The sequence below is a fragment of the Leclercia adecarboxylata genome (genome assembly GCF_006171285.1).
Lineage (GTDB): Bacteria > Pseudomonadota > Gammaproteobacteria > Enterobacterales > Enterobacteriaceae > Enterobacter > Enterobacter barmai.
In genome coordinates this window covers 2,021,500-2,045,515 of the sequence record NZ_CP040889.1, presented here as the reverse complement: position 1 = coordinate 2,045,515, position 24,016 = coordinate 2,021,500, and the positions used below count along the sequence as shown (strand labels likewise).

Genomic DNA, 24,016 nt, shown 5'->3' with positions numbered 1-24,016 from the left:
TCCAGTCCCCTTAAGACTGCAAGACGTCTGCAAGGCGCTCAAGACGGCCGCGTACGCTGCCATCAATGACCATATCACCCGCTCGGATGATTACGCCCGCCATTACAGACTTATCGATATTGCAATTCAGCTTCACTTTGCGTGACAGACGTTTTTCCATCGCGGCGGTGATTTTCGCAAGCTGTTCGTTACTCAGTTCAGTCGCAGAAGTTACATCAACTTCAACGGTGGCTTCACTGAGGGCACGCAGGTGCTCGAACTGCTCGAGAACATCCGGGAGCGCTTTCAGACGACCATTTTCAGCCATTACCCGAATCAGGTTCTGGCCGTTGGCGTCCAGCTGCTCACCGCAAATGGCGATGAACGAATCGGCGAGGGTTACAGGCGCCAGGGCGCCAGAAAGCATCTCAGCCATGTGTTCGTTTTTCGTTACCTCAGCGGCAAACGCCAGCATGTTCTGCCAGCGATCGACATTTTGGTGTTCGATAGCAAAGTCAAAAGCTGCTTTGGCGTAGGGGCGAGCTACCGTAACAAATTCAGACATCAGCCCCTCCCTCCTTACAGTTCAGCGACAAGTTTGTCCACGATGTCGCTGTTAGCAGCTTCATCCACGGAACGTTCGATGATCTTCTCGGCGCCAGCAACAGCCAGAATCGCGACCTGCTTACGCAGCTCTTCGCGAGCACGTTTACGCTCGGCATCAATTTCTGCCTGCGCTTGTGTCACGATTTTAGTACGTTCCTGTTCTGCTTCAGCTTTCGCTTCGTCCAGGATCTGAGAACGACGTTTGTTCGCCTGCTCGATGATTACCTGGGCTTCCGCTTTCGCTTTTTTCAGCTGGTCGGTCGCGTTGGCCTGTGCAAGGTCCAAATCTTTCTTAGCGCGTTCTGCAGAAGCCAGACCGTCAGAAATTTCTTTCTGACGTTTTTCGATGGCAGCCATTAAAGGCGGCCATACATACTTCATGCAGAACCAGACAAAGATAACAAACGCGATGGCCTGGCCGAGGATTGTTGCGTTCATGTTCACAGCACAATACCTCTTTAAATTTACAACTGTGGCTTAGGGTTTAAACGACTTACTACGCGACAGCAAACATCACGTACAGACCCAGACCTACAGCGATCATCGGGATAGCATCCACCAGACCCATAACGATAAAGAACTGAGTACGCAGCAGAGGAATCAGATCCGGTTGACGCGCTGCGCCTTCCAGGAATTTGCCCCCGAGGATGCCGATACCGATCGCAGCACCGATAGCCGCCAGACCCATCATCACAGCGGCAGCCATGTACAGCAGATCCATATTCAGGTTTTCCATGACAGTCTCCAGTTTGTTTCAGTTAAAACGTAGTAGTGTTGGTAAAGAATCAGTGCTCTTCAGACGCCATCGACAGATAGACGATCGTCAGAACCATGAAGATAAAGGCTTGCAGCGTAATGATCAGGATGTGGAAAATGGCCCATGGCACATTCAGAACCCACTGTGACCACCACGGCAGAAGACCCGCGATCAGAATGAAAATCAGCTCACCCGCATACATGTTGCCGAACAGTCGCAGACCGAGGGAAATCGGTTTGGACAGCAGGCTAACGCCTTCCAGGATCAGGTTGACCGGAATAAACGCCCAGTGGTTGAACGGCTGCAAGGTAAGCTCTTTCACGAAGCCGCCTACGCCTTTCATTTTGATGCTGTAGAAAAGAATCAGGATGAATACGCCCAGTGCCATAGACAGGGTGATGTTCACGTCAGCAGACGGCACCACACGCAGGGCAGGCAGACCGAAGATATGCTCGCCGATAAACGGCAGCAGGTCGATCGGCAGCAGGTCCATCAGGTTCATCAGGAAGACCCAGACAAAGACGGTCAGCGCCAGCGGTGCAATCACCTTGCTCTTGCCGTGGTACATGTCTTTGACGCTACCGTGGACGAAGCCAATGATCATTTCGATGAACGTCTGGAATTTCCCTGGAACGCCGCTGGTCGCACGTTTCGCAACGCCGCGGAAAATGGCCAGGAACAACAGACCCAGTACCACCGAGAAGAACATGGAGTCGATATTAATCGTCCAGAAGGTGGCTGGGGGGTTATGCGGATCCACCAGCGAGAATGTACGTAAGTCCAACTGAAGGTTGTTCAGATGGTGACTTATGTAATCCTGCGGCGTCATATTTTCTGAAGCCATGATGCCTTTTACCCTTTGTTATTGATTACAGCTGGCGCCAGAATTTGTACCACCAGCACCAAAACCCACGTCACTATCAGCGGCAAAAATACCACTTTAAAAACCGCCAGCACCACCACCAGAAGGGCAAAGGTCAGCAACACCTTACACACTTCGCCGAGGGCGAAGGACCAGGCCACGCGGCCTTTGGCAGGTGTATGCGCCTGATGACGCCAGGCAAAAATCATAAACAACATGTTTGGCACAACCACTGCCAAACCTCCGCTTACCGCAGAGATGCCCCAGAAGGGGTCTTTGAGGCAGAACAGCAATCCGCTTGCTATCACCGCCAGAAACTGAATGAACAGAAGCTTACGAGCAACGTTTCGACTCAAGAGCGACACTGACATCACGTTTTTACTCCTGCTCACTTCGAGGTATGTCGCGTGTCGTATAAAACGTCCTTTAGGGCTCAGAGTCAAGCAGCAAAAAGCGGACAAATTATACGGTGCGTCCCCGTGATTTCAAACAATAAGTAGCGAAAAGGTGAATAAATGTTTAAATATTTTTCCCCGGCGCTATTTCTTAACTTTTCGACAAACGAAGAATGAGACGTGAAAACTGCAAACAACGCGGAAACGTTGACGATAAAGCGTGCACGAGATCACAAAATACACATTTACGATAAGGTCGAATAAATCAAAGCAGTAAATCTTTATATTTCATCTTTTTGATATTAAAGATTAATTTCAGCAACTATTCTCAAAACAGCCCTGTATACAACAAAAACCTTTTATTGACATTTTTAATAAATATTTAACATTACAATCTGGTTACTCTGACCTACTTTTAGCAAGCTGATATTTTCATGGTTTATTATATTTTGGGTTAACTACAGGCCCTGGTTAACCCAAAGAAAATCCATAGTAAAAAAGCGGTTAAATTAGTGCTGTTTATTTCTTAGCCTGCCGCGTAATTTTTAACATACTAAGAACAGCACAAATTCCACATTTTTTATTATATTTTTAAAAATTGTTTGGCTTAACTATCACCAGATGACGCTCACCTTCCAGCTGCGGAACGTGCAATTTGATCGCGTCCTCAACCACAAAGCCTTCAGGCATCTGCGCAATCTCATCTTCCGGTAACACGCCTTTCAGGGCATAAAAGCGACCATTTTCCGCAGGCAGGTGCTTACACCAGCTAATCATGTCATCAAGTGAGGCAAAGGCCCGGCTGATCACGCCGTCAAACGGCGGCTCGGCGGGAAACTCCTCTACCCTGCTCTGCACCGGATGAATATTTTCCAGCTTCAGCTCATGCTGAACCTGGCGCAGGAAGCGTACGCGCTTACCCAGGCTGTCCAGCAGCGTGAAATGGCTCTCAGGACGCACGATAGAGAGCGGAATGCCAGGCAGGCCCGGACCAGTACCCACATCAATAAAACGCTCACCTTTGAGATGCGGCGCCACCACGATGCTGTCGAGGATGTGACGAATCAGCATCTCGTTCGGGTCACGAACCGAAGTAAGGTTGTAGGCCTTGTTCCATTTGTTCAGCATGTCGACATACCCCACCAGCTGATTTTTCTGGTGATCGGTGAGCGAAATACCGGCTTGATCCAGCAGTCGAGTGAGTTTGTTGAGCACGGTGAATACCTGTTGAGATAGGTGTTGGCGGGTGGCGCTACGCAGACCCGCCCTACGGAGTTCTGTTGGCCCGGTAAGCTCAGCGCCACCGGGCAATTTTACACATTATGCGCTGCGGCGCAGCATACCCTGTTTTTTCAGCCACACCAGCAGAATGGAGATAGCCGCAGGCGTGACGCCTGAAATACGCGATGCCTGACCGATGGACGACGGTTTATGGTCATTCAGCTTGGCGATCACCTCGTTAGAGAGGCCGTTAACCAGGCGGTAATCCAGCGTGGCCGGCAGGATCGTGCTCTCGTTACGCTGCTGTTTCTCGATCTCATCCTGCTGACGGGCGATATAGCCTTCGTATTTCACCTGGATTTCAACCTGCTCAGCAGCCTGAACGTCCTCCAGACCCGGCGCGAATGGCGTCATCTGGATCAGCTGGTCGTAGGTCATTTCCGGACGACGGAGCAGATCTTCCCCGCTGGCTTCACGCGACAGCGGCGCAGACAGGTGAGCATTCACTTCGTCTACAGACTCGGCAGTTGGGTTGACCCAGGTCGACTTCAGGCGCTGACGTTCGCGCTCGATGTTCTCCAGCTTCTCGTTGAAGCGCGCCCAGCGGGCATCGTCCACCAGACCCAGCTCGCGACCGATTTCGGTCAGGCGCAGGTCGGCGTTATCTTCACGCAGCATCAGACGATATTCCGCGCGAGAGGTAAACATGCGGTACGGCTCTTTGGTACCCAGGGTGCAGAGGTCATCCACCAGCACGCCCAGATAAGCCTGAGAACGACCCGGCGCCCAGCCCTCTTTCTCGGCAGAGAAGCGCGCGGCGTTCAGACCGGCCAGCAGTCCCTGCGCGGCGGCCTCTTCGTAACCGGTGGTGCCGTTGATCTGGCCCGCGAAGAACAGCCCCTGGATAAATTTGCTCTCCAGGGTCGGCTTCAGGTCGCGCGGATCGAAGAAGTCATACTCAATGGCATAGCCCGGACGGACGATCTTCGCATTTTCCATCCCCTGCATGGAGCGGACGATCTGCATCTGCACGTCGAACGGCAGGCTGGTGGAGATACCGTTCGGGTAGATCTCGTTGGAGGTCAGCCCTTCCGGCTCCAGGAAAATCTGGTGCTGGTTACGATCGGCAAAGCGCATCACTTTGTCTTCGATCGACGGGCAGTAACGTGGGCCGATCCCTTCGATCACACCGGCATACATCGGGCTGCGATCGAGGTTACTGCGGATCACGTCATGGGTTTTCTCGTTGGTGTGCGTGACATAGCACGGCACCTGGCGCGGGTGTTGATCCACGTTGCCCATGAACGAGAAGACCGGCATCGGGTTATCACCGTGCTGTTGAGCCAGCACGCTGAAATCGATAGTACGGGCGTCGATACGCGGCGGCGTACCGGTTTTCAGGCGGCTGACGCGCAGCGGCAGCTCGCGCAGACGGCGCGAAAGCGGAATAGACGGCGGATCGCCAGCACGGCCACCGCTGTAGTTGTCCAGTCCAATATGAATTTTGCCATCGAGGAAAGTCCCGACGGTCAGCACGACGGCTTTGGCACGGAACTTCAGACCCATCTGGGTCACGGCGCCGACAACACGATCGTTTTCAACAATCAGATCCTCAACCGCCTGCTGGAAGATCATCAGGTTAGGCTGGTTCTCCAGTGCGGTACGTACGGCCTGGCGATAGAGCACGCGGTCGGCCTGAGCCCGGGTCGCACGAACGGCGGGGCCTTTGCTCGCGTTTAGTATCCTAAACTGGATGCCCGCATGATCGATCGCGGTTGCCATCAGGCCGCCAAGTGCATCCACTTCTTTTACCAGGTGTCCTTTCCCAATGCCGCCAATCGCCGGATTACAGGACATCTGTCCTAGCGTGTCGATATTGTGTGTCAAAAGCAGGGTCTGTTGACCCATTCGCGCCGCGGCCATTGCGGCCTCGGTGCCTGCATGACCCCCGCCAATGATAATGACGTCAAAAGGATCCTGATAAAACATGGTGGTCTGCCTCGCGTAAAGCGGTAAGAAAATGGATTGAAGCCCGGGCCGTGGATTCTACTCAACTTTAGTCGATCGAGAAAGCACTGGGATCCTGGCTATTAAAAAGAAGATCTTTTTATTTAGAGATCTGTTTTATTGTGATCTCTTATTAGGATCGCGGGTTTCTGTGGATAAGCCGGATCTCCCAAAGAAGATCATGTGCTTAGAGAGGATCGTTTGCTGTGAATGATCGGTGATCCTGCAACGTATAAGCTGGGATCAGATCGCGATGTTATACACAGCACAAAAAGTCATCAAGGGTTGTTCTTGGGATAACTACCGGTTGATCCAAGGTTTTAACCAGAGTTATCCACATCTGATCGCACGATCTTTAATCGTTTTTGAGTAAATTTTTCCATTCAGCCAGCCAAAGTTCCGCTGGATCTTCCGGAATATCATGATCGAGGATGTTGATCTTCAGCGTTTCACCGATCTGTTGAGCCCCACAGGACTTCAGTTCGGTCTCAACCTTCTCAACCGCACCGCAGAAGGTATCGTACTCCCGGCTGCCAATGCCGATGGCGCCGAAGCGGACGTTCGCCAGGTCAGGCTGCTGCTCTTTTAACTCTTCATATAAAGGAAGAAGGTTATCCGGAAGATCGCCCGCGCCGTGCGTGGAGGTGATCAACAGCCAGATCCCGTCGAGCGGGAGATCCTCTAATAACGGTCCGTGCAGCGTTTCAGTAGAAAAGCCTGCGTCTTCCAGCTTTTCGGCCAGGTGTTCCGCGACATATTCAGCGCCGCCAAGGGTGCTGCCGCTAATAAGAGTAATGTCCGCCATTGATCGCTCGCTCAGATAAACAGGCGAACATTGTACGCTGTGAGCGAGCTGGGATCTACCTGTGGAAAATGTGGTAATTATTTTGCCCTGTTACGGGCGGATGGTACGCATGATCGGGTTCTGCAGGGAGATCAACGTCTCGGTGGACTGAATTTCATCGATTGTTTGGATCTTGTTGATAAGTACCTGCTGCAGGGCGTCGATCGATCGGCACATCACCTTAATAAAGATGCTGTAGTGGCCGGTGGTGTAGTAAGCCTCGGTCACTTCATCCAGGGCGTTCAGCTTTGCCAGCGCGGAAGGATAGTCTTTGGCGCTCTTGAGGATAATGCCAATAAAGCAGCAGACATCGTAACCCAGCTGTTTCGGGCTGACGTCGATATGGGCACCGGTGATGATTCCCGCCTGCTTCATCTTCTCTACGCGCACGTGAATGGTTCCCGGGCTGACGCCAAACTGTTTGGCCAGTTCGGCGTAGGCCGTACGCGCATTGGCCATCAGGGCCTCAAGAATGCCGCGGTCCAGATTGTCGATCTGATAATTTTCCATAGCTTTTTCTTATGAAGATTAATGAATCACTCTATTTTAGCGGGTAATTTTATCGATTTAAAAGTGAGGTGGGAGTTTTATTGTTGGATTATTGAAAGAGACTCTTTTTTGTTGCTTAATCAATGCCAACAGGACGCAGGAGTATAAATAATGAAAACCGCTTACATCGCACAACAACGCCAGATCAGTTTCGTAAAATCCCACTTTTCCCGCCAGCTGGAAGAGAAGCTGGGCCTGATTGAAGTCCAGGCTCCTATCTTAAGCCGCGTGGGCGACGGGACGCAGGACAACCTGTCTGGTTGCGAAAAAGCGGTACAGGTGAAAGTGAAAACACTGCCAGACGCCCAGTTCGAAGTGGTTCATTCCCTGGCGAAGTGGAAGCGTCAAACCCTGGGACAACACGACTTCAGCGCGGGCGAAGGGCTTTACACGCACATGAAAGCTCTTCGCCCCGATGAAGACCGCCTTACCGCTATTCACTCTGTCTACGTTGACCAGTGGGACTGGGAACGCGTAATGGGTGATGGCGAACGTCATACCGGTACGCTGAAAGCGACGGTAGAAGCCATTTATGCCGGGATCAAAGAAACCGAAGCGGCGGTCAGCAAAGAGTTTGGTCTGACCCCGTTCCTGCCGGAGACGATCCACTTTGTCCACAGCCAGGAGCTGCTGAGCCGCTTCCCGGATCTGGATGCCAAAGGCCGTGAACGTACGATCGCCAAAGAGCTGGGCGCCGTATTCCTGATTGGGATCGGCGGCCAGCTGTCTCACGGTCAGCGCCACGACGTTCGTGCGCCGGATTATGATGACTGGAGCAGCGAAGGTGAAAGCGGCCTGGCGGGCCTGAACGGCGATATTCTGGTCTGGAACCCGGTTCTGGAAGATGCGTTTGAGCTCTCTTCTATGGGGATCCGCGTGGATGCCGACGCGCTGCAGCGTCAGCTGGGGATCACCGGTGACGAAGATCGTCTCAAGCTGGAGTGGCACCAGGCGCTGCTGCGTGGCGAGATGCCGCAGACCATCGGCGGCGGTATCGGCCAGTCTCGTCTGACCATGTTACTGCTGCAGCTCTCTCATATCGGCCAGGTTCAGTGTGGCGTATGGCCGCAGCAGGTTCGTGACAGCGTCGACGCCCTGCTGTAATTAGCGTTTCCAGCGCCGCAGCAGGCGGCTACGCAACCCGGTATCAAAGCGCCAGATATGATCGAAGATGCGCATGATGCCGGGTTTTCCATGTGTGGACATCGCCACGGCATGAAAACGATGCTGATGGACCTGCTGCAGCACCTTTACCTTGCTCACCACCTCATCCGGCAGCCGCTGGGCAATAAAGTCTGAGATCACCACCGCGTCGGCGTCATACCACTCCCCACCCTGCATCCGCTCGATAATGGCGCGAAAACAGCTGGCGAGATCGGTGCCGCCACGAAAGCGCTGGCTCAGGAAGCGGATCGCCTGCTCTAGACCGTGCTGGCCCGAGAGTTCGTAGCCCACCACCTCGCTGGAAAACAGCATGATAAAGCAGCGCCGCCTGTCGGCGAGCGCCACGCGCATCAGCGCCAGACAAAAGGCTTTGGCGCACTGCTCATTGAAACCGCCCATCGAACCGGATGTATCCACGCAGACGATAAACGGCCCGCGGGGCTGTTCGTCGAAATCCTGATGCACCGCCGGGCGCTGGCTCACCTTCTCGCGCCAGGCATCGCCGTGCAGACGGTAGGTAAGAAGCTGTTTCTCCACCAGCCGACGGTAAAATTCGTACTCAAGTTCCGTTATGCCGAGGGTGGCCAGCTCGGGCGGCAACAGGCGCAGAATGTCATCGCTCTGCTGCAGGCCGTCTACCTGCTCCGGTACCGTCGCCGGTTCGCGCACCAGGGTGCGGAAGGTTTCAAGCGGGGCATCCTTTTTTGGCACCGACTTCGCCTCCCGCGAACGGCCCAGCTGTTCCGCCAGCTGCATCAGCTCCGGCTGCTGCGCCAGAAAATCGCCATAGCGAACGATAAGCTGATAATCCCCCCGCTTAAGCTGGCCGGCGCTCATATCCCAGAGGCGGCCAGCGGCGTTTTCGTTCTCCACCAGCACCGGCTCCAGCGCCCCGGCCAGGGTCATGCGCTCCTGCACTTCGCTGAGCAGCTGTTCGCGCTCCTCTTCCAGCAGCTGCTGATTAAGCGACGTGGCCTGTACCACCAGGCTCAGCCGCCAGCGCTGTAAAAACAGGGTATGCAGGGCGGGAGTAAAGGTGGCGTTATCCACCACCAGCTGCCGCGCCTGGCTGGCGAACGGGGAGTGTACCTTATCCAGCAGGGTTAAAATCTGCGGCAGCTGGACGATCAGCTGGGGCGTGGAGAGCAGCTGGCTCTGCTGATAGCACATCACCTCCTCGGTGAGCTCCGGCGGCACGCGGGTATCTTTCAGCCTTTTGCGTAAATTCTCCCGCCAGCGCGGGAGATCGTCGGTAATGGCCGTTTTAAGCCGGGGGAATTTTTCGAAAAAGATCGCCAGCTGCGGCGAGGCCAGCAGGGTGAGGATGATCTCTTCGATCAACCCCTCCTCGCCGACGGCAAGCATCACATTGAGGGTATCCAGCGTCAGCATTGACGCGCCTGTTTGATCTGCGCGCTCACATCCTGCAGGCTGGATTCAATTCGCCCCAGCCAGTCGCTGTGGATAAACAGGCATTTTTGCTGCTCGCTGAAGCGCGTGTGCTGCAGATGCCACTGGTTATCCAGCGCTTCCAGCTGCTGTTTGATCTCTTCCGGCACGCTTTCAGAGGCGGTGCCGGGCAGGGCAAGGCGCGATCCCTGCAGGCTGACGTCGCGGATAACCAGATGCAGGCTGCCGTCTACCTCCATATTAAGCTGCTGGGCAAAACCGATGCCGTTGAGTTTGCCGCGGATCTCACCGCCTTTGCTCAGCCACTGCGCCAGGGCTTCACGCTCGATGGTGATGTGAATAACCTGCATATCATGGAGCTTAAGCGGCTGCTGGAGAAGCAGCGTCAGGGTGGTATCGCTCAGTTCGGCCGGTAATTCGTAGTGCGGACGACGGGCGAACATGCCGCTCTGACGATTGACGCGCAGGGCGGTTTTATCGCTTTGCTGCTGCTGGAGCTGAAGACGGCGCTGGGTAATGGCCCCGAGCTGGTTCAGCATCTCCTGCTGCCCCCATGCGTGCCCGGTCATCAATACTTCCAGCTGCTGCTGCATCAGATTCATGCCGCTGGCGTCATGCCAGAGGCAATCTTTCAGCAGAATCAGATCGATTGGGGCAACCGCGTCGCGACCGCTGAACAGGGCGCTGGCCTGCAGCAGGCGAATGGCTTTCTTCCAGCGGCGATCGGAGACGTAAGGCGCACCCGGCAGGGCATCCAGCTGCTGGCGTAGCATGAACACCAGATCGAACACCGCATCCGGCAGTTTGATTTTGCCGATGTCCTGCTGCCACTGCTGATACTCCTCGTCGGTGACCTGCAGCCCGGCAGGCACCGGGTTATCGTTCTCATCCTGCTGGCTTATCAGCAGAGAGCGGAAATTGGCTTTGTCCTGCACCTTGTCGAGCCACAGGCGAATCAACATGCGGTCGTAAAGCGCCTCCAGGCTGCTGTCGGCTTCAGGCAGTTCGTTGGAGGCCGCCACCAGCAGGCGCATCGGGATTTTCCCCTCATGCGCCCCGTTGCGAAACCGGCGTTCGTTAATGGCGGTGAGCAGGGTATTGAGGATCGCCGGGCCGGCTTTCCAGATCTCATCGAGAAAGACGATTTCCGCCTCCGGCAGATAGCCTGCGGTTAAACGTTCGTACCGCCCTTCATCTTTTAACGCCTGAATAGAGAGCGGGCCAAAGACCTCTTCCGGCGTGGAAAAGCGGGTCATCAGGTATTCAAACGCTCTGGCGTGCTGAAAGGCGAACTTCAGCCTGCGGGCAATCAGACTTTTTGCGATGCCGGGCGGCCCCAGCAGAAATACGCTTTCGCCGCTCAGGGCCGCCAGTAAACAGAGGCGAATGGCGTGGCTACGTTCGTAGAGCCCTTTCTCCAGTGCGCCGCTGAGGCGGGAAATTCTTTCTGCTAATAAATGAGTGTGAGCCATAATTGTTTTGCATCCTTTCGCCGTAACCCCGGCTAATTGAAGCGAGTATAGACGTTTCGTTCCGGGCTGGTAATAGACTGAACTGCGGTGCTATTTTCTTTGCGCTACGTTAATGAGGTTGCATTTAGGGGTACGATTCTAAGATTAATCGTGCATACTGTGCGCTTTTTGTGGGCCAAGGGACTAAGCACACATTTGTTATTCAAACGAAAAGACTAGTCTATGAGCACTGATAATAAGCAATCATTACCCGCAGTTACGCTCGCGGCGATCGGGGTTGTCTACGGTGATATCGGCACCAGCCCGCTTTATACGTTGCGTGAATGTCTGTCCGGCCAGTTTGGTTTTGGCGTTGAACGCGACGCGGTGTTTGGTTTTCTGTCCCTGATTTTCTGGCTGCTGATCCTGGTGGTTTCCGTTAAATATCTCTCCTTCGTCATGCGCGCAGATAACGCCGGTGAAGGTGGGATCCTGACCCTGATGTCGCTTGCCGGACGCAATACGTCCGCCAGGATGACCTCGTTCCTGGTGATTATTGGCCTGGTAGGGGGCAGCTTCTTCTATGGTGAAGTGGTGATCACTCCGGCCATCTCGGTACTCTCGGCGATAGAGGGGCTTGAGATTATCGCGCCGCAGCTCGATGAATGGGTGGTCCCGCTGGCCATCATCGTTCTGACCCTGCTGTTTGTCATCCAGAAACACGGGACCGGGCTGGTGGGCAAACTCTTCGCCCCGATTATGCTCTCCTGGTTCCTGATCCTGGCGGCGCTGGGGTTACGCAGCATTATTGCTAACCCGGACGTGCTGCACGCGCTCAATCCAATGTGGGCGGTGCACTTCTTCCTTGAATATAAAGTCGTGTCGTTTGTGGCGCTGGGCGCGGTCGTGCTCTCTATTACCGGCGTTGAAGCGCTGTATGCGGATATGGGCCACTTCGGCAAGCTGCCTATCCGCGTGGCGTGGTTTATTGTGGTGCTGCCGTCGCTGGTGCTGAACTACTTTGGCCAGGGCGCGCTGCTGCTCAAACACCCGGAAGCGATTAAAAACCCGTTCTTCCTGCTGGCGCCGGACTGGGCGCTGGTACCGATGCTTATCCTCGCCACGCTGGCAACGGTGATCGCCTCCCAGGCGGTCATTTCCGGGGTCTTCTCCCTTACCCGTCAGGCGGTGCGCCTGGGCTATCTGTCGCCGATGCGCATCATCCACACCTCCGAGATGGAGTCGGGCCAGATCTACATACCTTTCGTTAACTGGCTGCTCTACTTCGCGGTAGTGATTGTTATCGTCAGCTTCGAGCACTCCAGCAACCTGGCGGCGGCGTACGGTATTGCCGTCACCGGTACCATGGTGCTGACCTCAATCCTCTCTACCACGGTGGCGTACCGGAACTGGCACTGGAATAAATTCCTCGTGGCGATGATTCTGGTCGGCTTCCTCTGTATTGACGTGCCGTTGTTCTCCGCCAATCTCGACAAGATTGTCTCCGGCGGCTGGCTGCCGCTGACGCTGGGTCTGGTGATGTTCATTGTGATGACCACCTGGAAGAGCGAGCGTTTCCGCCTGCTGCGCCGGATGCACGAGCACGGTAACTCTCTGGAGGCGATGATTGCCTCGCTGGAGAAATCGCCGCCGGTACGCGTGCCGGGCACCGCTGTCTATATGTCCCGCGCGCTGAACGTGATCCCGTTTGCCCTGATGCATAACCTCAAGCACAACAAGGTGCTGCACGAGCGGGTGATCCTGCTGACCCTGCGCACCGAAGATGCGCCGTATGTGCATAACGTCCGTCGCGTGCAGATAGAGCAGCTGTCGCCTACCTTCTGGCGCGTGGTGGCCAGCTACGGCTGGCGTGAGACTCCGAACGTGGAAGAGGTATTCCACCGCTGCGGTCTTGAGGGCTTAAGCTGCCGGATGATGGAGACCTCGTTCTTCATGTCGCACGAGTCGCTGATTGTCGGCAAACGGCCGTGGTATCTACGCCTGCGCGGTAAGCTCTATCTTATCCTCCAGCGTAACGCCCTGCGTGCGCCCGACCAGTTCGAAATCCCGCCTAACCGCGTGATCGAGTTAGGAACCCAGGTCGAGATTTAACCTTTCAACATGCCGGGTGGCGCTTCGCTTACCCGGCCTACCATACCCGTAGGCCCGCGCAAGCGGAGCGCCGCCGGGCAAATTCTCCGGTCCGCATTTCACTTAGCGAAACGTTTCGACGACGATCACAAATCTGCAACGCCATGGTGGTTTTCTGCGCATCGGTAAGATTAAACTGACGTCAGCGAAACGTTTCGCTAGTGGAGCAAGAATATGAAGAAAGGCACAGTACTCAACTCTGAAGTCTCATCGGTCATCTCCCGTCTCGGGCATACCGATACGCTGGTGGTATGTGATGCGGGTTTACCCATTCCCCACAGCACAACGCGTATCGATCTGGCATTAACGCAGGGCGTGCCCACGTTTATGCAGGTGCTGGATGTGGTGACAACCGAGATGCAGGTTGAGGAAGCCATTCTCGCTACGGAAATCCAACAACATAATCCGCAGCTCCACGAAACGTTGCTTGGCCATATCAAGCAACTGCAACAACACCAGGGAAACACCATAAAAATAAGTTACATAACGCACGAGCAGTTCAAGAAAAACACCGCTGACAGCCAGGCGGTTATCCGCAGCGGGGAGTGTTCCCCGTATGCGAATATCATTCTCTGTGCTGGCGTCACCTTCTGAGGCCACCATGGACGCACTACTGCAACTGAAAGGGATCGATAAATCGTTCCCGGGCGTCAAAGCCCTCTCCGGCGCAGCGCTGAATGTCTACCCCGGACGCGTCATGGCGCTGGTGGGCGAAAACGGCGCTGGCAAATCCACGATGATGAAAGTGCTTACCGGTATCTATCAACGCGATGCCGGTTCGCTGCTGTGGCTGGGAAAAGAGACCACCTTTAACGGCCCGAAATCCTCTCAGGAAGCCGGGATCGGCATCATCCACCAGGAGCTGAACCTGATCCCGCAGCTGTCCGTCGCGGAGAACATCTTCCTGGGGCGCGAGTTCGTGAACCGCTTCGGCAAAATCGACTGGAAGCAGATGTATGCCGAAGCCGACAAACTGCTGGCGAAGCTGAACCTACGCTTTAAAAGCGATCGTCTGGTGGGCGAACTCTCTATCGGCGATCAGCAGATGGTCGAAATCGCCAAGGTCCTGAGTTTTGAATCCCGGGTTATCGTGATGGATGAACCGACCGACGCCCTCACCGATACCGAAACCGACTCCCTGTTCCGCGTCATCCGTGAGCTGAAAGCGCAGGGGCGCGGCATTGTCTATATCTCTCACCGCATGAAAGAGATCTTCGAGATTTGCGATGATGTCACTGTTTTCCGCGACGGGCAGTTTATTGCCGAGCGTGAAGTGGCGACGCTGACCGAAGACACGCTGATTGAGATGATGGTGGGACGTAAGCTGGAAGACCAGTATCCACGCATCGATAAAGCCCCGGGCGATATCCGCCTGAAGGTCGATAACCTGTGTGGTCCTGGGGTGAATGATGTCAGCTTTACCCTGCGCCAGGGGGAGATCCTCGGCGTGGCCGGGCTGATGGGGGCCGGACGTACCGAGCTGATGAAGGTGCTGTATGGTGCGTATCCACGCACCAGCGGCTATGTCACCCTCGATGGTCACGAAGTTGTCACCCGCTCTCCGCAGGATGGTCTGGCGAACGGCATCGTCTATATCTCCGAAGACCGTAAGCGCGATGGCCTGGTGCTGGGCATGTCGGTGAAAGAGAACATGTCCTTAACCGCGCTGCGCTACTTCAGCCGCAGCGGCGGAAGCCTGAAGCACAAAGACGAACAGCAGGCCGTCAGCGATTTTATCCGCCTGTTTAACGTCAAAACGCCGTCGATGGAACAGGCCATCGGGCTGCTCTCCGGCGGCAACCAGCAGAAGGTGGCGATTGCCCGCGGTCTGATGACCCGTCCGAAGGTGCTGATCCTCGATGAACCGACGCGCGGCGTGGATGTTGGCGCCAAAAAAGAGATTTATCAGCTCATTAACCAGTTTAAGGCTGACGGGCTGAGCATCATTCTGGTCTCTTCCGAGATGCCAGAAGTATTAGGCATGAGCGATCGCATTATCGTCATGCATGAAGGGCATCTCGGCGGTGAATTCAGTCGCGAGCAGGCCACCCAGGAAATTCTGATGGCTGCCGCTGTGGGCAAGCTTAATCGCGTGGATCAGGAGTAAGAAGATGACTACCCAGGCTGTTTCTGGACGCCGTTATTTCACTAAGGCATGGTTGATGGAACAAAAATCGCTGATTGCCCTGCTGGTGCTGATCGCGATTGTTTCCACCATGAGCCCGAACTTTTTTACCGTTAATAACCTGTTCAACATCCTCCAGCAGACGTCCGTGAACGCCATTATGGCGGTGGGCATGACGCTGGTGATCCTGACCTCGGGTATCGACCTGTCCGTCGGTTCCCTGCTGGCGCTCACCGGCGCGGTGGCCGCTTCGATCGTCGGGATTGAAGTCAACGCGCTGGTGGCCGTTGCAGCTGCGCTGGCGCTGGGCGCGGCGATCGGTGCGGTCACCGGGATGATCGTGGCGAAAGGCCGCGTTCAGGCCTTTATCGCCACCCTGGTGATGATGCTGCTGCTGCGCGGTGTGACGATGGTGTATACCAACGGCAGCCCGGTCAACACCGGCTTTACCGACAACGCCGATCTGTTTGGCTGGTTTGGTATCGGCCGCCCGCTGGGAATTCCGACGCCGGTCTGGATCATGGGTCTGGTCTTCCTGGCGGCGTGGTACATGTTGCATCACACCCGTCTGGGTCGCTATGTCTATGCCCTGGGCGGTAACGAAGCGGCGACGCGTCTGTCCGGCATCAGCGTCAATAAAGTCAAAATTATCGTCTACTCCCTGTGCGGCCTGCTGGCTTCGCTGGCGGGGATTATCGAAGTGGCGCGTCTCTCCTCTGCGCAACCGACGGCGGGTACAGGCTATGAACTGGATGCCATCGCCGCGGTCGTGCTGGGCGGCACCAGCCTGGCAGGCGGTAAAGGTCGTATCGTGGGGACGCTGATCGGTGCGCTGATCCTCGGCTTCCTGAACAATGGTTTGAATTTGTTAGGTGTTTCTTCCTATTACCAGATGATCGTCAAAGCGGTAGTGATTTTGCTGGCGGTACTGGTAGACAACAAAAAACAGTAACTGACGACACTACAGGACATCTTTGATATGAACATGAAAAAACTGGCTACCCTGGTTTCTGCTGTCGCGCTGAGCGCAACTGTGAGTGCAAACGCCATGGCGAAAGACACCATCGCGCTGGTGGTTTCTACCCTGAACAATCCGTTCTTCGTCTCCCTGAAGGATGGCGCGCAGAAAGAAGCCGACAAACTGGGCTACAACCTGGTGATCCTCGACTCCCAGAACAACCCGGCCAAAGAGCTGGCTAACGTGCAGGACTTAACCGTTCGCGGCACCAAAATTCTGCTGATCAACCCGACCGATTCCGATGCGGTAGGTAACGCCGTGAAGATGGCGAACCAGGCGAACATCCCGGTGATCACCCTGGACCGTCAGGCGAACAAAGGCGAAGTGGTCAGCCACATTGCGTCTGACAACGTGCTGGGCGGCAAAATCGCCGGTGACTACATCGCCAAGAAAGCGGGCGAAGGCGCCAAAGTTATCGAACTGCAGGGCATCGCCGGGACTTCCGCAGCGCGTGAGCGTGGCGAAGGCTTCCAGCAGGCCGTTGCGGCTCACAAATTCAACGTACTGGCCAGCCAGCCGGCAGACTTCGACCGTACTAAAGGTCTGAACGTTATGCAGAACCTGCTGACCGCGCATCCGGACGTTAAAGCAGTATTCGCCCAGAACGACGAAATGGCGCTGGGCGCGCTGCGTGCCCTGCAGACTGCGGGTAAATCTGATGTGATGGTGGTTGGATTTGACGGCACGCCTGATGGTGAAAAAGCCGTAAACGATGGCAAACTGGCTGCGACCATTGCTCAGCTGCCGGAGCAGATCGGCGCGACTGGCGTGCAGACTGCTGACAAAGTGCTGAAGGGCGAGAAAGTTCAGGCTAAATACCCTGTTGACCTGAAGCTGGTCATCAAGCAGTAATATGCGATTCAGGCGGTCGTTAGCTGCCTGAAGGACAACATATAAAGAAAAGAGTGGCATACGCCACCGGGGCATCCCGGTGGCACTCTCTGATGGACATCTCCAATATGAAAACCGCAGGCAAGCTCGTCGTCCTTGGCAGTATTAATGCCGATCACATTCTCAACCTTGATACTTTCCCTACCCCGGGCGAAACCGTAACCGGCAATCGCTACCAGGTCGCCTTTGGCGGCAAAGGCGCTAACCAGGCGGTCGCCGCCGGGCGCAGCGGGGCAAACATCGCCTTTATCGCCTGTACGGGTGATGACGATACCGGGGAGCGCGTTCGCAACCAGCTGGCAAGCGACAACATCGACATTGCGCCAGTGAGCGTGGTCGAAGGCGAATCAACCGGCGTGGCACTGATTTTTGTCAACGCGGAAGGTGAGAATGTCATCGGTATTCATGCGGGAGCAAACGCGGCGCTGACGCCAGATCGTGTGGTGGCGCAAAAGGCGCTTATCGCCGGTGCCGATGCCCTGCTGATGCAGCTGGAATCGCCGGTAGAAAGCGTGCTGGCGGCAGCTAAAATTGCGCATAAAAATCATACCACTGTCGTACTAAATCCTGCGCCGGCCCGTGTATTATCAGACGAGCTTCTGGCGCTGGTGGACATCATCACCCCGAATGAAACCGAAGCCGAAAAGCTGACGGGCATTCGCGTTGAAAACGATGAGGATGCGGCGCGCGCGGCGAAAGCCCTGCACGATAAAGGCATCAATACCGTTATCATCACCCTTGGCAGCCGTGGCGTATGGGCCAGCGTCGAGGGAGAAGGTCGCCGCGTTCCTGGCTTTAAGGTGAAAGCGGTCGATACCATTGCCGCGGGCGATACCTTTAATGGCGCGCTGGTGACGGCGCTGCTGGAAGGTGAGCAGCTGGATACCGCGATTCGCTTTGCCCATGCGGCGGCAGCCATTGCGGTCACCCGCCCGGGCGCGCAGCCTTCTGTTCCATGGCGCAATGAGATCGATGAATTTTTAAGTCAGCAGAGGTAACGCTTGGCCACAATGAAAGATGTCGCCCGCATGGCGGGCGTCTCTACTTCGACGGTCTCCCACGTCATCAATAACGATCGCTTCGTCAGCGACGCGATCCGGGAGAAGGTCGAGGCTGCCGTTAAATCCCTCAATTATGCGCCTTCCGCCCTGGCACGCAGTCTGAAGCTCAACCAGACGCGCACCATTGGCATGCTCATTACCGCCAGTACTAACCCCTTTTACTCCGAGCTGGTGCGCGGCGTGGAGCGCAGCTGTTTTGAGCGCGGCTACAGCCTGGTGTTATGCAATACTGAAGGTGACGAACAGCGTATGAACCGCAATCTGGAGACGCTGATGCAAAAGCGCGTCGACGGATTGCTGTTACTGTGCACCGAAACGCATCAACCCTCCCCCGAGATTATGCAGCGCTACCCTTCTGTTCCCACGGTGATGATGGACTGGGCGCCGTTCGACGGTACCAGCGATCTGATCCAGGATAACTCGCTGCTGGGCGGAGACATGGCGACGCAGCATCTGATTGATAAAGGCCACACCCGCATCGCCTGCATTACCGGTCCGCTGGATAAAACCCCCGCCCGCCTGCGGCTGGAAGGTTTTTTGGTTGCTATGGCGCGCGCCGGTTTGCCGGTGCCTGAAGGGTATCAAATTACCGGTGACTTCGAATTTAGCGGCGGGTATGAGGCGATGCAGGCGCTACTGGCGCAGAAAGAGCGCCCGCAGGCGGTCTTTATTGGTAATGATGCCATGGCAGTGGGCGCTTATAAGGCGCTATATCAGGCGGGACTGCGTATTCCGGACGATATCGCCGTGGTGGGTTATGACGATATCGAACTGGCGCAGTATATGACGCCGCCGCTCACCACCATTCATCAGCCTAAAGATGAACTGGGCGAGCTGGCGATTGATGTGCTGATCCACCGTATCGCCCAGCCCGCCCTGCAACAGCAGCGGCTGCAGCTTACTCCTGTTCTGATGGAACGGGGGTCTGTTTAGTTTTGTGGCGCTCTTTAATGAGGTTGCGACCGTCCTTCGGCTTTAACAGCATAAACACAAGGGCAGAGACAACCGTCAGTACGCCCATGGTGATAAAGGTCGAGTGAAACTGTTCGACAGTATTCGTGCTGTCGAACCCTTCGTAAAAACGCAGGACCGCCGCACTCACCGCCACCCCCAGACTGATCGACAGCTGCTGCGTGACCGCCAGGACGCTGTTACCGCCGCTGGCATTCTCATCGTTGAGATCGGCAAGGGTAATAGTGTTCATCGAGGTGAACTGGATCGACATCGCCATCCCCAGCACAAACAGCGGCAGGATCAGCATCCACACCGGCAGTGCAGCCGACTGCAGTGAGAACTGCGCAATCATCACCCCGATAAATATCGTCACCCCAACCAGCGTCCTGCGGTAGCCCATCCGGCGTAACAGCTGCGTCACGCCGGACTTGGCCAGGATCGAACCCACCGCCGTAGGTGCCATCATGCAGCCCGCAATCAGCGCCGGATAACCAAACCCGACCTGCAGCATCAGCGGCATCAGGAAAGGAACACAGCCAGTGCCCAGCCGCGAAGCGATGTTGCCGGCAATACCTACCGAGAAGGTGCGGGTGTTAAACAGCGAGAGGGAAATGAGCGGCGTCGGGTGGCGGCGTGCATGACGTATATAGAGAAGAAAAAGAAGAATGCCGCTGAAGATAATGGAGATGGCCAGCCAGGTCGCCACCACCTTCTCACCGAACAGTTCCATACCGCTGGAGAACAGCACCAGGCTTAGGCCAAACAGGAAGAACCCGCCCATATCGAATTTACGCCGCGGGGTGGTGAAGTTCGGCATAAATTTGCGGGCATAGAAAATCCCGGCAACCCCAATGGGAATATTAATCAGGAATATCCAGTGCCAGCTGGCCCAGGTAACCAGCACCCCGCCCAGCACCGGCCCGAGGATCGGCCCGACCAGGCCCGGCATGGTGACAAAGTTAAGCACCGGCAACAGCTCGCTGCGTGGATAAGCACGTAACAACGCCAGACGCGCGACCGGCATCATCATCGCGCCGCCAATCCCCTGAATCACACGAAAGACAACCAGCTCGCCCAACGAACTGGAAAGGGCGCAGGCCAGTGAACCCAGCGTAAACAGGGATACCGCCATCATAAAGACACGGCGGGTGCCGAAACGATCGGCCAGCCAGCCGCTAACCGGGATCAGCATCGCCACGGTCAGGGTATAACTGATGATGGCCGACTGCATGGCCAGCGGAGAACGGTTCAGGCTTTGGGCTATTGCCGGAAGGGCGGTGTTAAGGATGGTCGCATCAAGCGCCTGCATAAAGAAGGCCATCGCCGCTATCCACGGCAGGCCCGCCATACTGCGTGCTTTTTTTACTGTCATTCGTATTCCTGTTGTTATTGCTACCGTGCTGGTGGGGCAAGCAGTGCCTGGCTGGCTGCCATAGCGCGTAGCCCATCACTGTCCTGAATGGCGTCGACAATTGCTTGGTGTAAATCCAGCTTCACTACCTCATCCTGAGTAATAGAGGTAAAGTAGGTGTGATAAACAGAGTGAAAGAGCGAGGCAAAAGAGGTCAGGAACGGATTACCGCTCATCTCATAGATATGTTCGTGCCAGGCCATATCCACATCTATCCAGCGTTCCCGATTGAAGTTCTTCTTCAGATGAACCATCTCATCCATCAGGGTATTTAAGCGGGCCTTCTGCTCAGCCGTTCCGAGCGTGGCGGCCAGCAGGCAGGCCTGCGGCTCGAGGCTGCTGCGCATGACAAGGAAATGCTCTATGACCTGCTGGAAGTTATCTTCTGTCATCCACCAGGAGAGCAGCTCCTGATCGAGGAAGTTCCAGTTACCCTGGGGCATGACGCGTGTACCGATGCGCGGACGGGGAAGTACCATCCCTTTCGCAGTCAGGGTTTTCACGGCTTCACGGACGGCGGTTCGGCTCACGCCAAACTGTTCACCCAGTTCCAGCTCGCCCGGCAGGATGCTACCTGGTGCGTAAACACCTTCCAGGATCCGCTGGGCCAGCTTTTCTGCCAGCACATAAGAGAGGTTTTTTTGGGCCGCCAGCTGTTGCGCGCTTAAAGGCATAACGCAGATTCCTTAAGTCTTGATGCCAGTAAGTATGCCACCTGCAGGCGGGTTGTGGTTGCTAAAACGACAATTAGGGTGATTTCTGGCTAAAAGATGAGGCTTTTGGTGAAAAAAAGCACGGTCGGTAATTTATTTTAATTTTGCTCTTGTCAGCGCCGGAGAACTCCCTATAATGCGCCTCCACTGACACGGAACAACGGCACGCAAGCCGCCGGGTCAGCGGGGTTCAGCGATGAACGCCGGCAGAGAAAAGTGAAAATAATCGCTTGACTCTGAATGAGGAAAACGTAATATACGGGACCTCGCAACGGTGAGCGAAAGCCGCGTTGCACTGCTCTTTAACAATTTATCAGACAATCTGTGTGGGCACTCAAAGTGACATGGATTCTTAATGTCTCCGGACAATAAATGAATACCAAGTCTCTGAGTGAACATACGTAATTCATTACGAAGTTTAATTCACGAGCATCAAACTTAAATTGAAGAGTTTGATCATGGCTCAGATTGAACGCTGGCGGCAGGCCTAACACATGCAAGTCGAACGGTAGCACAGAGAGCTTGCTCTCGGGTGACGAGTGGCGGACGGGTGAGTAATGTCTGGGAAACTGCCTGATGGAGGGGGATAACTACTGGAAACGGTAGCTAATACCGCATAACGTCGCAAGACCAAAGAGGGGGACCTTCGGGCCTCTTGCCATCAGATGTGCCCAGATGGGATTAGCTAGTAGGTGGGGTAACGGCTCACCTAGGCGACGATCCCTAGCTGGTCTGAGAGGATGACCAGCCACACTGGAACTGAGACACGGTCCAGACTCCTACGGGAGGCAGCAGTGGGGAATATTGCACAATGGGCGCAAGCCTGATGCAGCCATGCCGCGTGTATGAAGAAGGCCTTCGGGTTGTAAAGTACTTTCAGCGAGGAGGAAGGTGTTGAGGTTAATAACCTCAGCAATTGACGTTACTCGCAGAAGAAGCACCGGCTAACTCCGTGCCAGCAGCCGCGGTAATACGGAGGGTGCAAGCGTTAATCGGAATTACTGGGCGTAAAGCGCACGCAGGCGGTCTGTCAAGTCGGATGTGAAATCCCCGGGCTCAACCTGGGAACTGCATTCGAAACTGGCAGGCTAGAGTCTTGTAGAGGGGGGTAGAATTCCAGGTGTAGCGGTGAAATGCGTAGAGATCTGGAGGAATACCGGTGGCGAAGGCGGCCCCCTGGACAAAGACTGACGCTCAGGTGCGAAAGCGTGGGGAGCAAACAGGATTAGATACCCTGGTAGTCCACGCCGTAAACGATGTCGACTTGGAGGTTGTGCCCTTGAGGCGTGGCTTCCGGAGCTAACGCGTTAAGTCGACCGCCTGGGGAGTACGGCCGCAAGGTTAAAACTCAAATGAATTGACGGGGGCCCGCACAAGCGGTGGAGCATGTGGTTTAATTCGATGCAACGCGAAGAACCTTACCTACTCTTGACATCCAGAGAACTTAGCAGAGATGCTTTGGTGCCTTCGGGAACTCTGAGACAGGTGCTGCATGGCTGTCGTCAGCTCGTGTTGTGAAATGTTGGGTTAAGTCCCGCAACGAGCGCAACCCTTATCCTTTGTTGCCAGCGGTTAGGCCGGGAACTCAAAGGAGACTGCCAGTGATAAACTGGAGGAAGGTGGGGATGACGTCAAGTCATCATGGCCCTTACGAGTAGGGCTACACACGTGCTACAATGGCGCATACAAAGAGAAGCGACCTCGCGAGAGCAAGCGGACCTCATAAAGTGCGTCGTAGTCCGGATTGAGTCTGCAACTCGACTCCATGAAGTCGGAATCGCTAGTAATCGTAGATCAGAATGCTACGGTGAATACGTTCCCGGGCCTTGTACACACCGCCCGTCACACCATGGGAGTGGGTTGCAAAAGAAGTAGGTAGCTTAACCTTCGGGAGGGCGCTTACCACTTTGTGATTCATGACTGGGGTGAAGTCGTAACAAGGTAACCGTAGGGGAACCTGCGGTTGGATCACCTCCTTACCTTAAAGAACCTGCCTTTGCAGTGCTCACACAGATTGTCTGATGAAAATTAGCAGTAAAAAATCTCTGCAGGCTTGTAGCTCAGGTGGTTAGAGCGCACCCCTGATAAGGGTGAGGTCGGTGGTTCAAGTCCACTCAGGCCTACCAAATTTTTACTGATGCTGCGTTGCGGCGACACTCACATACTTCAGTATGCTTCGTGTCACCACGCCTTGCCTCAGAAAAAATTACCGGTACAGAGATGACCACGATGGGGCTATAGCTCAGCTGGGAGAGCGCCTGCCTTGCACGCAGGAGGTCTGCGGTTCGATCCCGCATAGCTCCACCATCTTTACTGCGACAACATGAAAACTTCAGAGTGTACCTGCGAAGGTGCGCTGCGAAGTTTTGCTCTTTAAAAATCTGGATCAAGCTGAAAATTGAAACGACACACTGTGTCTGTTCTCCGTAATAAGAACAGATGGTAAG

The 24,016-nt window shown here is 55.2% G+C and carries 21 protein-coding genes, 2 tRNA genes and 1 rRNA gene; 11 read left to right on the top strand and 13 right to left on the bottom strand.

The annotated features are described in order from the left end of the window. Nucleotides 1-10 precede the first annotated feature (10 nt). From atpH to asnC, 9 genes are all read right to left on the bottom strand, one after another. Complete coding sequence (atpH, locus tag FHN83_RS11575) at nt 11-544, bottom strand: F0F1 ATP synthase subunit delta (RefSeq protein ID WP_039032213.1); 534 nt, start codon at nt 542-544, stop codon at nt 11-13. Between the two features lie 14 nt (nt 545-558). Then, entirely contained in the window at nt 559-1,029 is a 471-nt protein-coding gene (atpF, locus tag FHN83_RS11570; protein ID WP_032615498.1) for a F0F1 ATP synthase subunit B, read from the bottom strand. Between the two features lie 52 nt (nt 1,030-1,081). Continuing rightward, nucleotides 1,082-1,321, bottom strand: a complete 240-nt coding sequence (gene atpE / locus FHN83_RS11565) for a F0F1 ATP synthase subunit C (RefSeq protein WP_000429386.1) — start codon at nt 1,319-1,321, stop codon at nt 1,082-1,084. A 49-nt stretch (nt 1,322-1,370) separates the two neighbouring features. Then, on the bottom strand, nt 1,371-2,186 hold the full coding sequence (gene atpB, locus FHN83_RS11560; protein ID WP_039032212.1) for a F0F1 ATP synthase subunit A: 816 nt from the start codon (nt 2,184-2,186) through the stop codon (nt 1,371-1,373). Nucleotides 2,187-2,194: 8 nt separating this feature from the next. Next, on the bottom strand, nt 2,195-2,575 hold the full coding sequence (gene atpI / locus FHN83_RS11555) for a F0F1 ATP synthase subunit I (RefSeq protein WP_139563877.1): 381 nt from the start codon (nt 2,573-2,575) through the stop codon (nt 2,195-2,197). Nucleotides 2,576-3,190: 615 nt separating this feature from the next. Continuing rightward, a complete protein-coding gene (gene rsmG / locus FHN83_RS11550; RefSeq protein WP_139563876.1) occupies nt 3,191-3,814 on the bottom strand; it encodes a 16S rRNA (guanine(527)-N(7))-methyltransferase RsmG in 624 nt (207 codons plus the stop codon). 105 nt (nt 3,815-3,919) lie between these two features. Continuing rightward, the gene (gene mnmG / locus FHN83_RS11545; protein WP_138370945.1) at nt 3,920-5,809 is read right to left on the bottom strand and encodes a tRNA uridine-5-carboxymethylaminomethyl(34) synthesis enzyme MnmG; all 1,890 of its coding nucleotides are present in this window, start codon (nt 5,807-5,809) and stop codon (nt 3,920-3,922) included. A 373-nt stretch (nt 5,810-6,182) separates the two neighbouring features. After that, nucleotides 6,183-6,632 (bottom strand): FMN-binding protein MioC, encoded by a 450-nt coding sequence (mioC, locus tag FHN83_RS11540; protein WP_039032208.1) that lies wholly within the window; start codon nt 6,630-6,632, stop codon nt 6,183-6,185. 90 nt (nt 6,633-6,722) lie between these two features. Beyond that, nucleotides 6,723-7,181 carry a transcriptional regulator AsnC gene (gene asnC, locus FHN83_RS11535; protein WP_032615488.1) on the bottom strand — a complete coding sequence of 153 codons (459 nt, stop codon included), beginning with the start codon at nt 7,179-7,181 and terminating at the stop codon, nt 6,723-6,725. Between the two features lie 150 nt (nt 7,182-7,331). On the opposite strand from asnC, the gene asnA reads away from it, so the two are divergent. Further along, on the top strand, nt 7,332-8,324 hold the full coding sequence (gene asnA / locus FHN83_RS11530) for an aspartate--ammonia ligase (RefSeq protein WP_139563875.1): 993 nt from the start codon (nt 7,332-7,334) through the stop codon (nt 8,322-8,324). Here the strand turns inward: asnA and viaA are convergent, their stop codons facing one another. Both viaA and ravA read right to left on the bottom strand, forming a co-directional pair. Further along, on the bottom strand, nt 8,325-9,776 hold the full coding sequence (viaA, locus tag FHN83_RS11525; RefSeq protein ID WP_139563874.1) for an ATPase RavA stimulator ViaA: 1,452 nt from the start codon (nt 9,774-9,776) through the stop codon (nt 8,325-8,327). Next, nucleotides 9,770-11,266 (bottom strand): ATPase RavA, encoded by a 1,497-nt coding sequence (gene ravA, locus FHN83_RS11520; RefSeq protein ID WP_139563873.1) that lies wholly within the window; start codon nt 11,264-11,266, stop codon nt 9,770-9,772. Before ravA ends, viaA begins: the two co-directional genes overlap by 7 nt. Nucleotides 11,267-11,488: 222 nt before the next feature. Between ravA and kup the strand changes: the two genes are divergently transcribed. The 7 genes from kup (at nt 11,489) to rbsR (ending at nt 19,424) form a co-directional block, all read left to right on the top strand. Continuing rightward, a complete protein-coding gene (kup, locus tag FHN83_RS11515; RefSeq protein ID WP_039032204.1) occupies nt 11,489-13,357 on the top strand; it encodes a low affinity potassium transporter Kup in 1,869 nt (622 codons plus the stop codon). Between the two features lie 213 nt (nt 13,358-13,570). After that, complete coding sequence (gene rbsD, locus FHN83_RS11510) at nt 13,571-13,990, top strand: D-ribose pyranase (RefSeq protein WP_039032203.1); 420 nt, start codon at nt 13,571-13,573, stop codon at nt 13,988-13,990. Nucleotides 13,991-13,997: 7 nt separating this feature from the next. Beyond that, nucleotides 13,998-15,503, top strand: coding sequence for a ribose ABC transporter ATP-binding protein RbsA (gene rbsA / locus FHN83_RS11505; protein ID WP_139563872.1), 1,506 nt, complete (start codon nt 13,998-14,000; stop codon nt 15,501-15,503). 4 nt (nt 15,504-15,507) lie between these two features. Continuing rightward, entirely contained in the window at nt 15,508-16,473 is a 966-nt protein-coding gene (rbsC, locus tag FHN83_RS11500) for a ribose ABC transporter permease (RefSeq protein ID WP_039032201.1), read from the top strand. 27 nt (nt 16,474-16,500) lie between these two features. Next, nucleotides 16,501-17,391, top strand: coding sequence for a ribose ABC transporter substrate-binding protein RbsB (gene rbsB, locus FHN83_RS11495; protein WP_039032200.1), 891 nt, complete (start codon nt 16,501-16,503; stop codon nt 17,389-17,391). A 107-nt stretch (nt 17,392-17,498) separates the two neighbouring features. Further along, nucleotides 17,499-18,428: a ribokinase gene (rbsK, locus tag FHN83_RS11490; protein ID WP_139565434.1), complete on the top strand. Its 930-nt coding sequence runs from the start codon at nt 17,499-17,501 to the stop codon at nt 18,426-18,428. A gap of 3 nt (nt 18,429-18,431) precedes the next feature. Next, nucleotides 18,432-19,424 carry a ribose operon transcriptional repressor RbsR gene (rbsR, locus tag FHN83_RS11485; protein WP_138370950.1) on the top strand — a complete coding sequence of 331 codons (993 nt, stop codon included), beginning with the start codon at nt 18,432-18,434 and terminating at the stop codon, nt 19,422-19,424. On the opposite strand, the gene mdtD is transcribed toward rbsR, so the two are convergent. Together mdtD and FHN83_RS11475 are read right to left on the bottom strand one after the other, a co-directional pair. Beyond that, on the bottom strand, nt 19,390-20,817 hold the full coding sequence (gene mdtD, locus FHN83_RS11480) for a multidrug transporter subunit MdtD (protein ID WP_139563871.1): 1,428 nt from the start codon (nt 20,815-20,817) through the stop codon (nt 19,390-19,392). The two genes, rbsR and mdtD, sit on opposite strands and share 35 nt — an antisense overlap. A 20-nt stretch (nt 20,818-20,837) precedes the next feature. Next, nucleotides 20,838-21,530, bottom strand: a complete 693-nt coding sequence (locus FHN83_RS11475; protein WP_039032197.1) for a FadR/GntR family transcriptional regulator — start codon at nt 21,528-21,530, stop codon at nt 20,838-20,840. Nucleotides 21,531-22,009: 479 nt separating this feature from the next. Between FHN83_RS11475 and FHN83_RS11470 the strand changes: the two genes are divergently transcribed. The 3 genes from FHN83_RS11470 (at nt 22,010) to FHN83_RS11460 (ending at nt 23,876) form a co-directional block, all read left to right on the top strand. Then, nucleotides 22,010-23,548 (top strand): 16S ribosomal RNA (locus tag FHN83_RS11470). A gap of 70 nt (nt 23,549-23,618) precedes the next feature. Beyond that, nucleotides 23,619-23,695, top strand: a tRNA-Ile gene (locus FHN83_RS11465). A gap of 105 nt (nt 23,696-23,800) precedes the next feature. Next, nucleotides 23,801-23,876 (top strand) — tRNA-Ala (locus FHN83_RS11460). The last annotated feature ends 140 nt before the right edge of the window (nt 23,877-24,016 follow it).

Excerpts from the sequence above, each read along its gene's own strand:
- atpH (WP_039032213.1), bottom strand. The coding sequence starts at position 544 with ATGTCTGAATTTGTTACGGTAGCTCGCCCCTACGCCAAAGCAGCTTTT.
- atpE (WP_000429386.1), bottom strand. The coding sequence starts at position 1,321 with ATGGAAAACCTGAATATGGATCTGCTGTACATGGCTGCCGCTGTGATG.
- atpB (WP_039032212.1), bottom strand. The coding sequence starts at position 2,186 with ATGGCTTCAGAAAATATGACGCCGCAGGATTACATAAGTCACCATCTG.
- atpI (WP_139563877.1), bottom strand. The coding sequence starts at position 2,575 with ATGTCAGTGTCGCTCTTGAGTCGAAACGTTGCTCGTAAGCTTCTGTTC.
- mnmG (WP_138370945.1), bottom strand. The coding sequence starts at position 5,809 with ATGTTTTATCAGGATCCTTTTGACGTCATTATCATTGGCGGGGGTCAT.
- mioC (WP_039032208.1), bottom strand. The coding sequence starts at position 6,632 with ATGGCGGACATTACTCTTATTAGCGGCAGCACCCTTGGCGGCGCTGAA.
- asnC (WP_032615488.1), bottom strand. The coding sequence starts at position 7,181 with ATGGAAAATTATCAGATCGACAATCTGGACCGCGGCATTCTTGAGGCC.
- asnA (WP_139563875.1), top strand. The coding sequence starts at position 7,332 with ATGAAAACCGCTTACATCGCACAACAACGCCAGATCAGTTTCGTAAAA.
- viaA (WP_139563874.1), bottom strand. The coding sequence starts at position 9,776 with ATGCTGACGCTGGATACCCTCAATGTGATGCTTGCCGTCGGCGAGGAG.
- ravA (WP_139563873.1), bottom strand. The coding sequence starts at position 11,266 with ATGGCTCACACTCATTTATTAGCAGAAAGAATTTCCCGCCTCAGCGGC.
- kup (WP_039032204.1), top strand. The coding sequence starts at position 11,489 with ATGAGCACTGATAATAAGCAATCATTACCCGCAGTTACGCTCGCGGCG.
- rbsD (WP_039032203.1), top strand. The coding sequence starts at position 13,571 with ATGAAGAAAGGCACAGTACTCAACTCTGAAGTCTCATCGGTCATCTCC.
- rbsA (WP_139563872.1), top strand. The coding sequence starts at position 13,998 with ATGGACGCACTACTGCAACTGAAAGGGATCGATAAATCGTTCCCGGGC.
- rbsC (WP_039032201.1), top strand. The coding sequence starts at position 15,508 with ATGACTACCCAGGCTGTTTCTGGACGCCGTTATTTCACTAAGGCATGG.
- rbsB (WP_039032200.1), top strand. The coding sequence starts at position 16,501 with ATGAACATGAAAAAACTGGCTACCCTGGTTTCTGCTGTCGCGCTGAGC.
- rbsK (WP_139565434.1), top strand. The coding sequence starts at position 17,499 with ATGAAAACCGCAGGCAAGCTCGTCGTCCTTGGCAGTATTAATGCCGAT.
- mdtD (WP_139563871.1), bottom strand. The coding sequence starts at position 20,817 with ATGACAGTAAAAAAAGCACGCAGTATGGCGGGCCTGCCGTGGATAGCG.
- FHN83_RS11475 (WP_039032197.1), bottom strand. The coding sequence starts at position 21,530 with ATGCCTTTAAGCGCGCAACAGCTGGCGGCCCAAAAAAACCTCTCTTAT.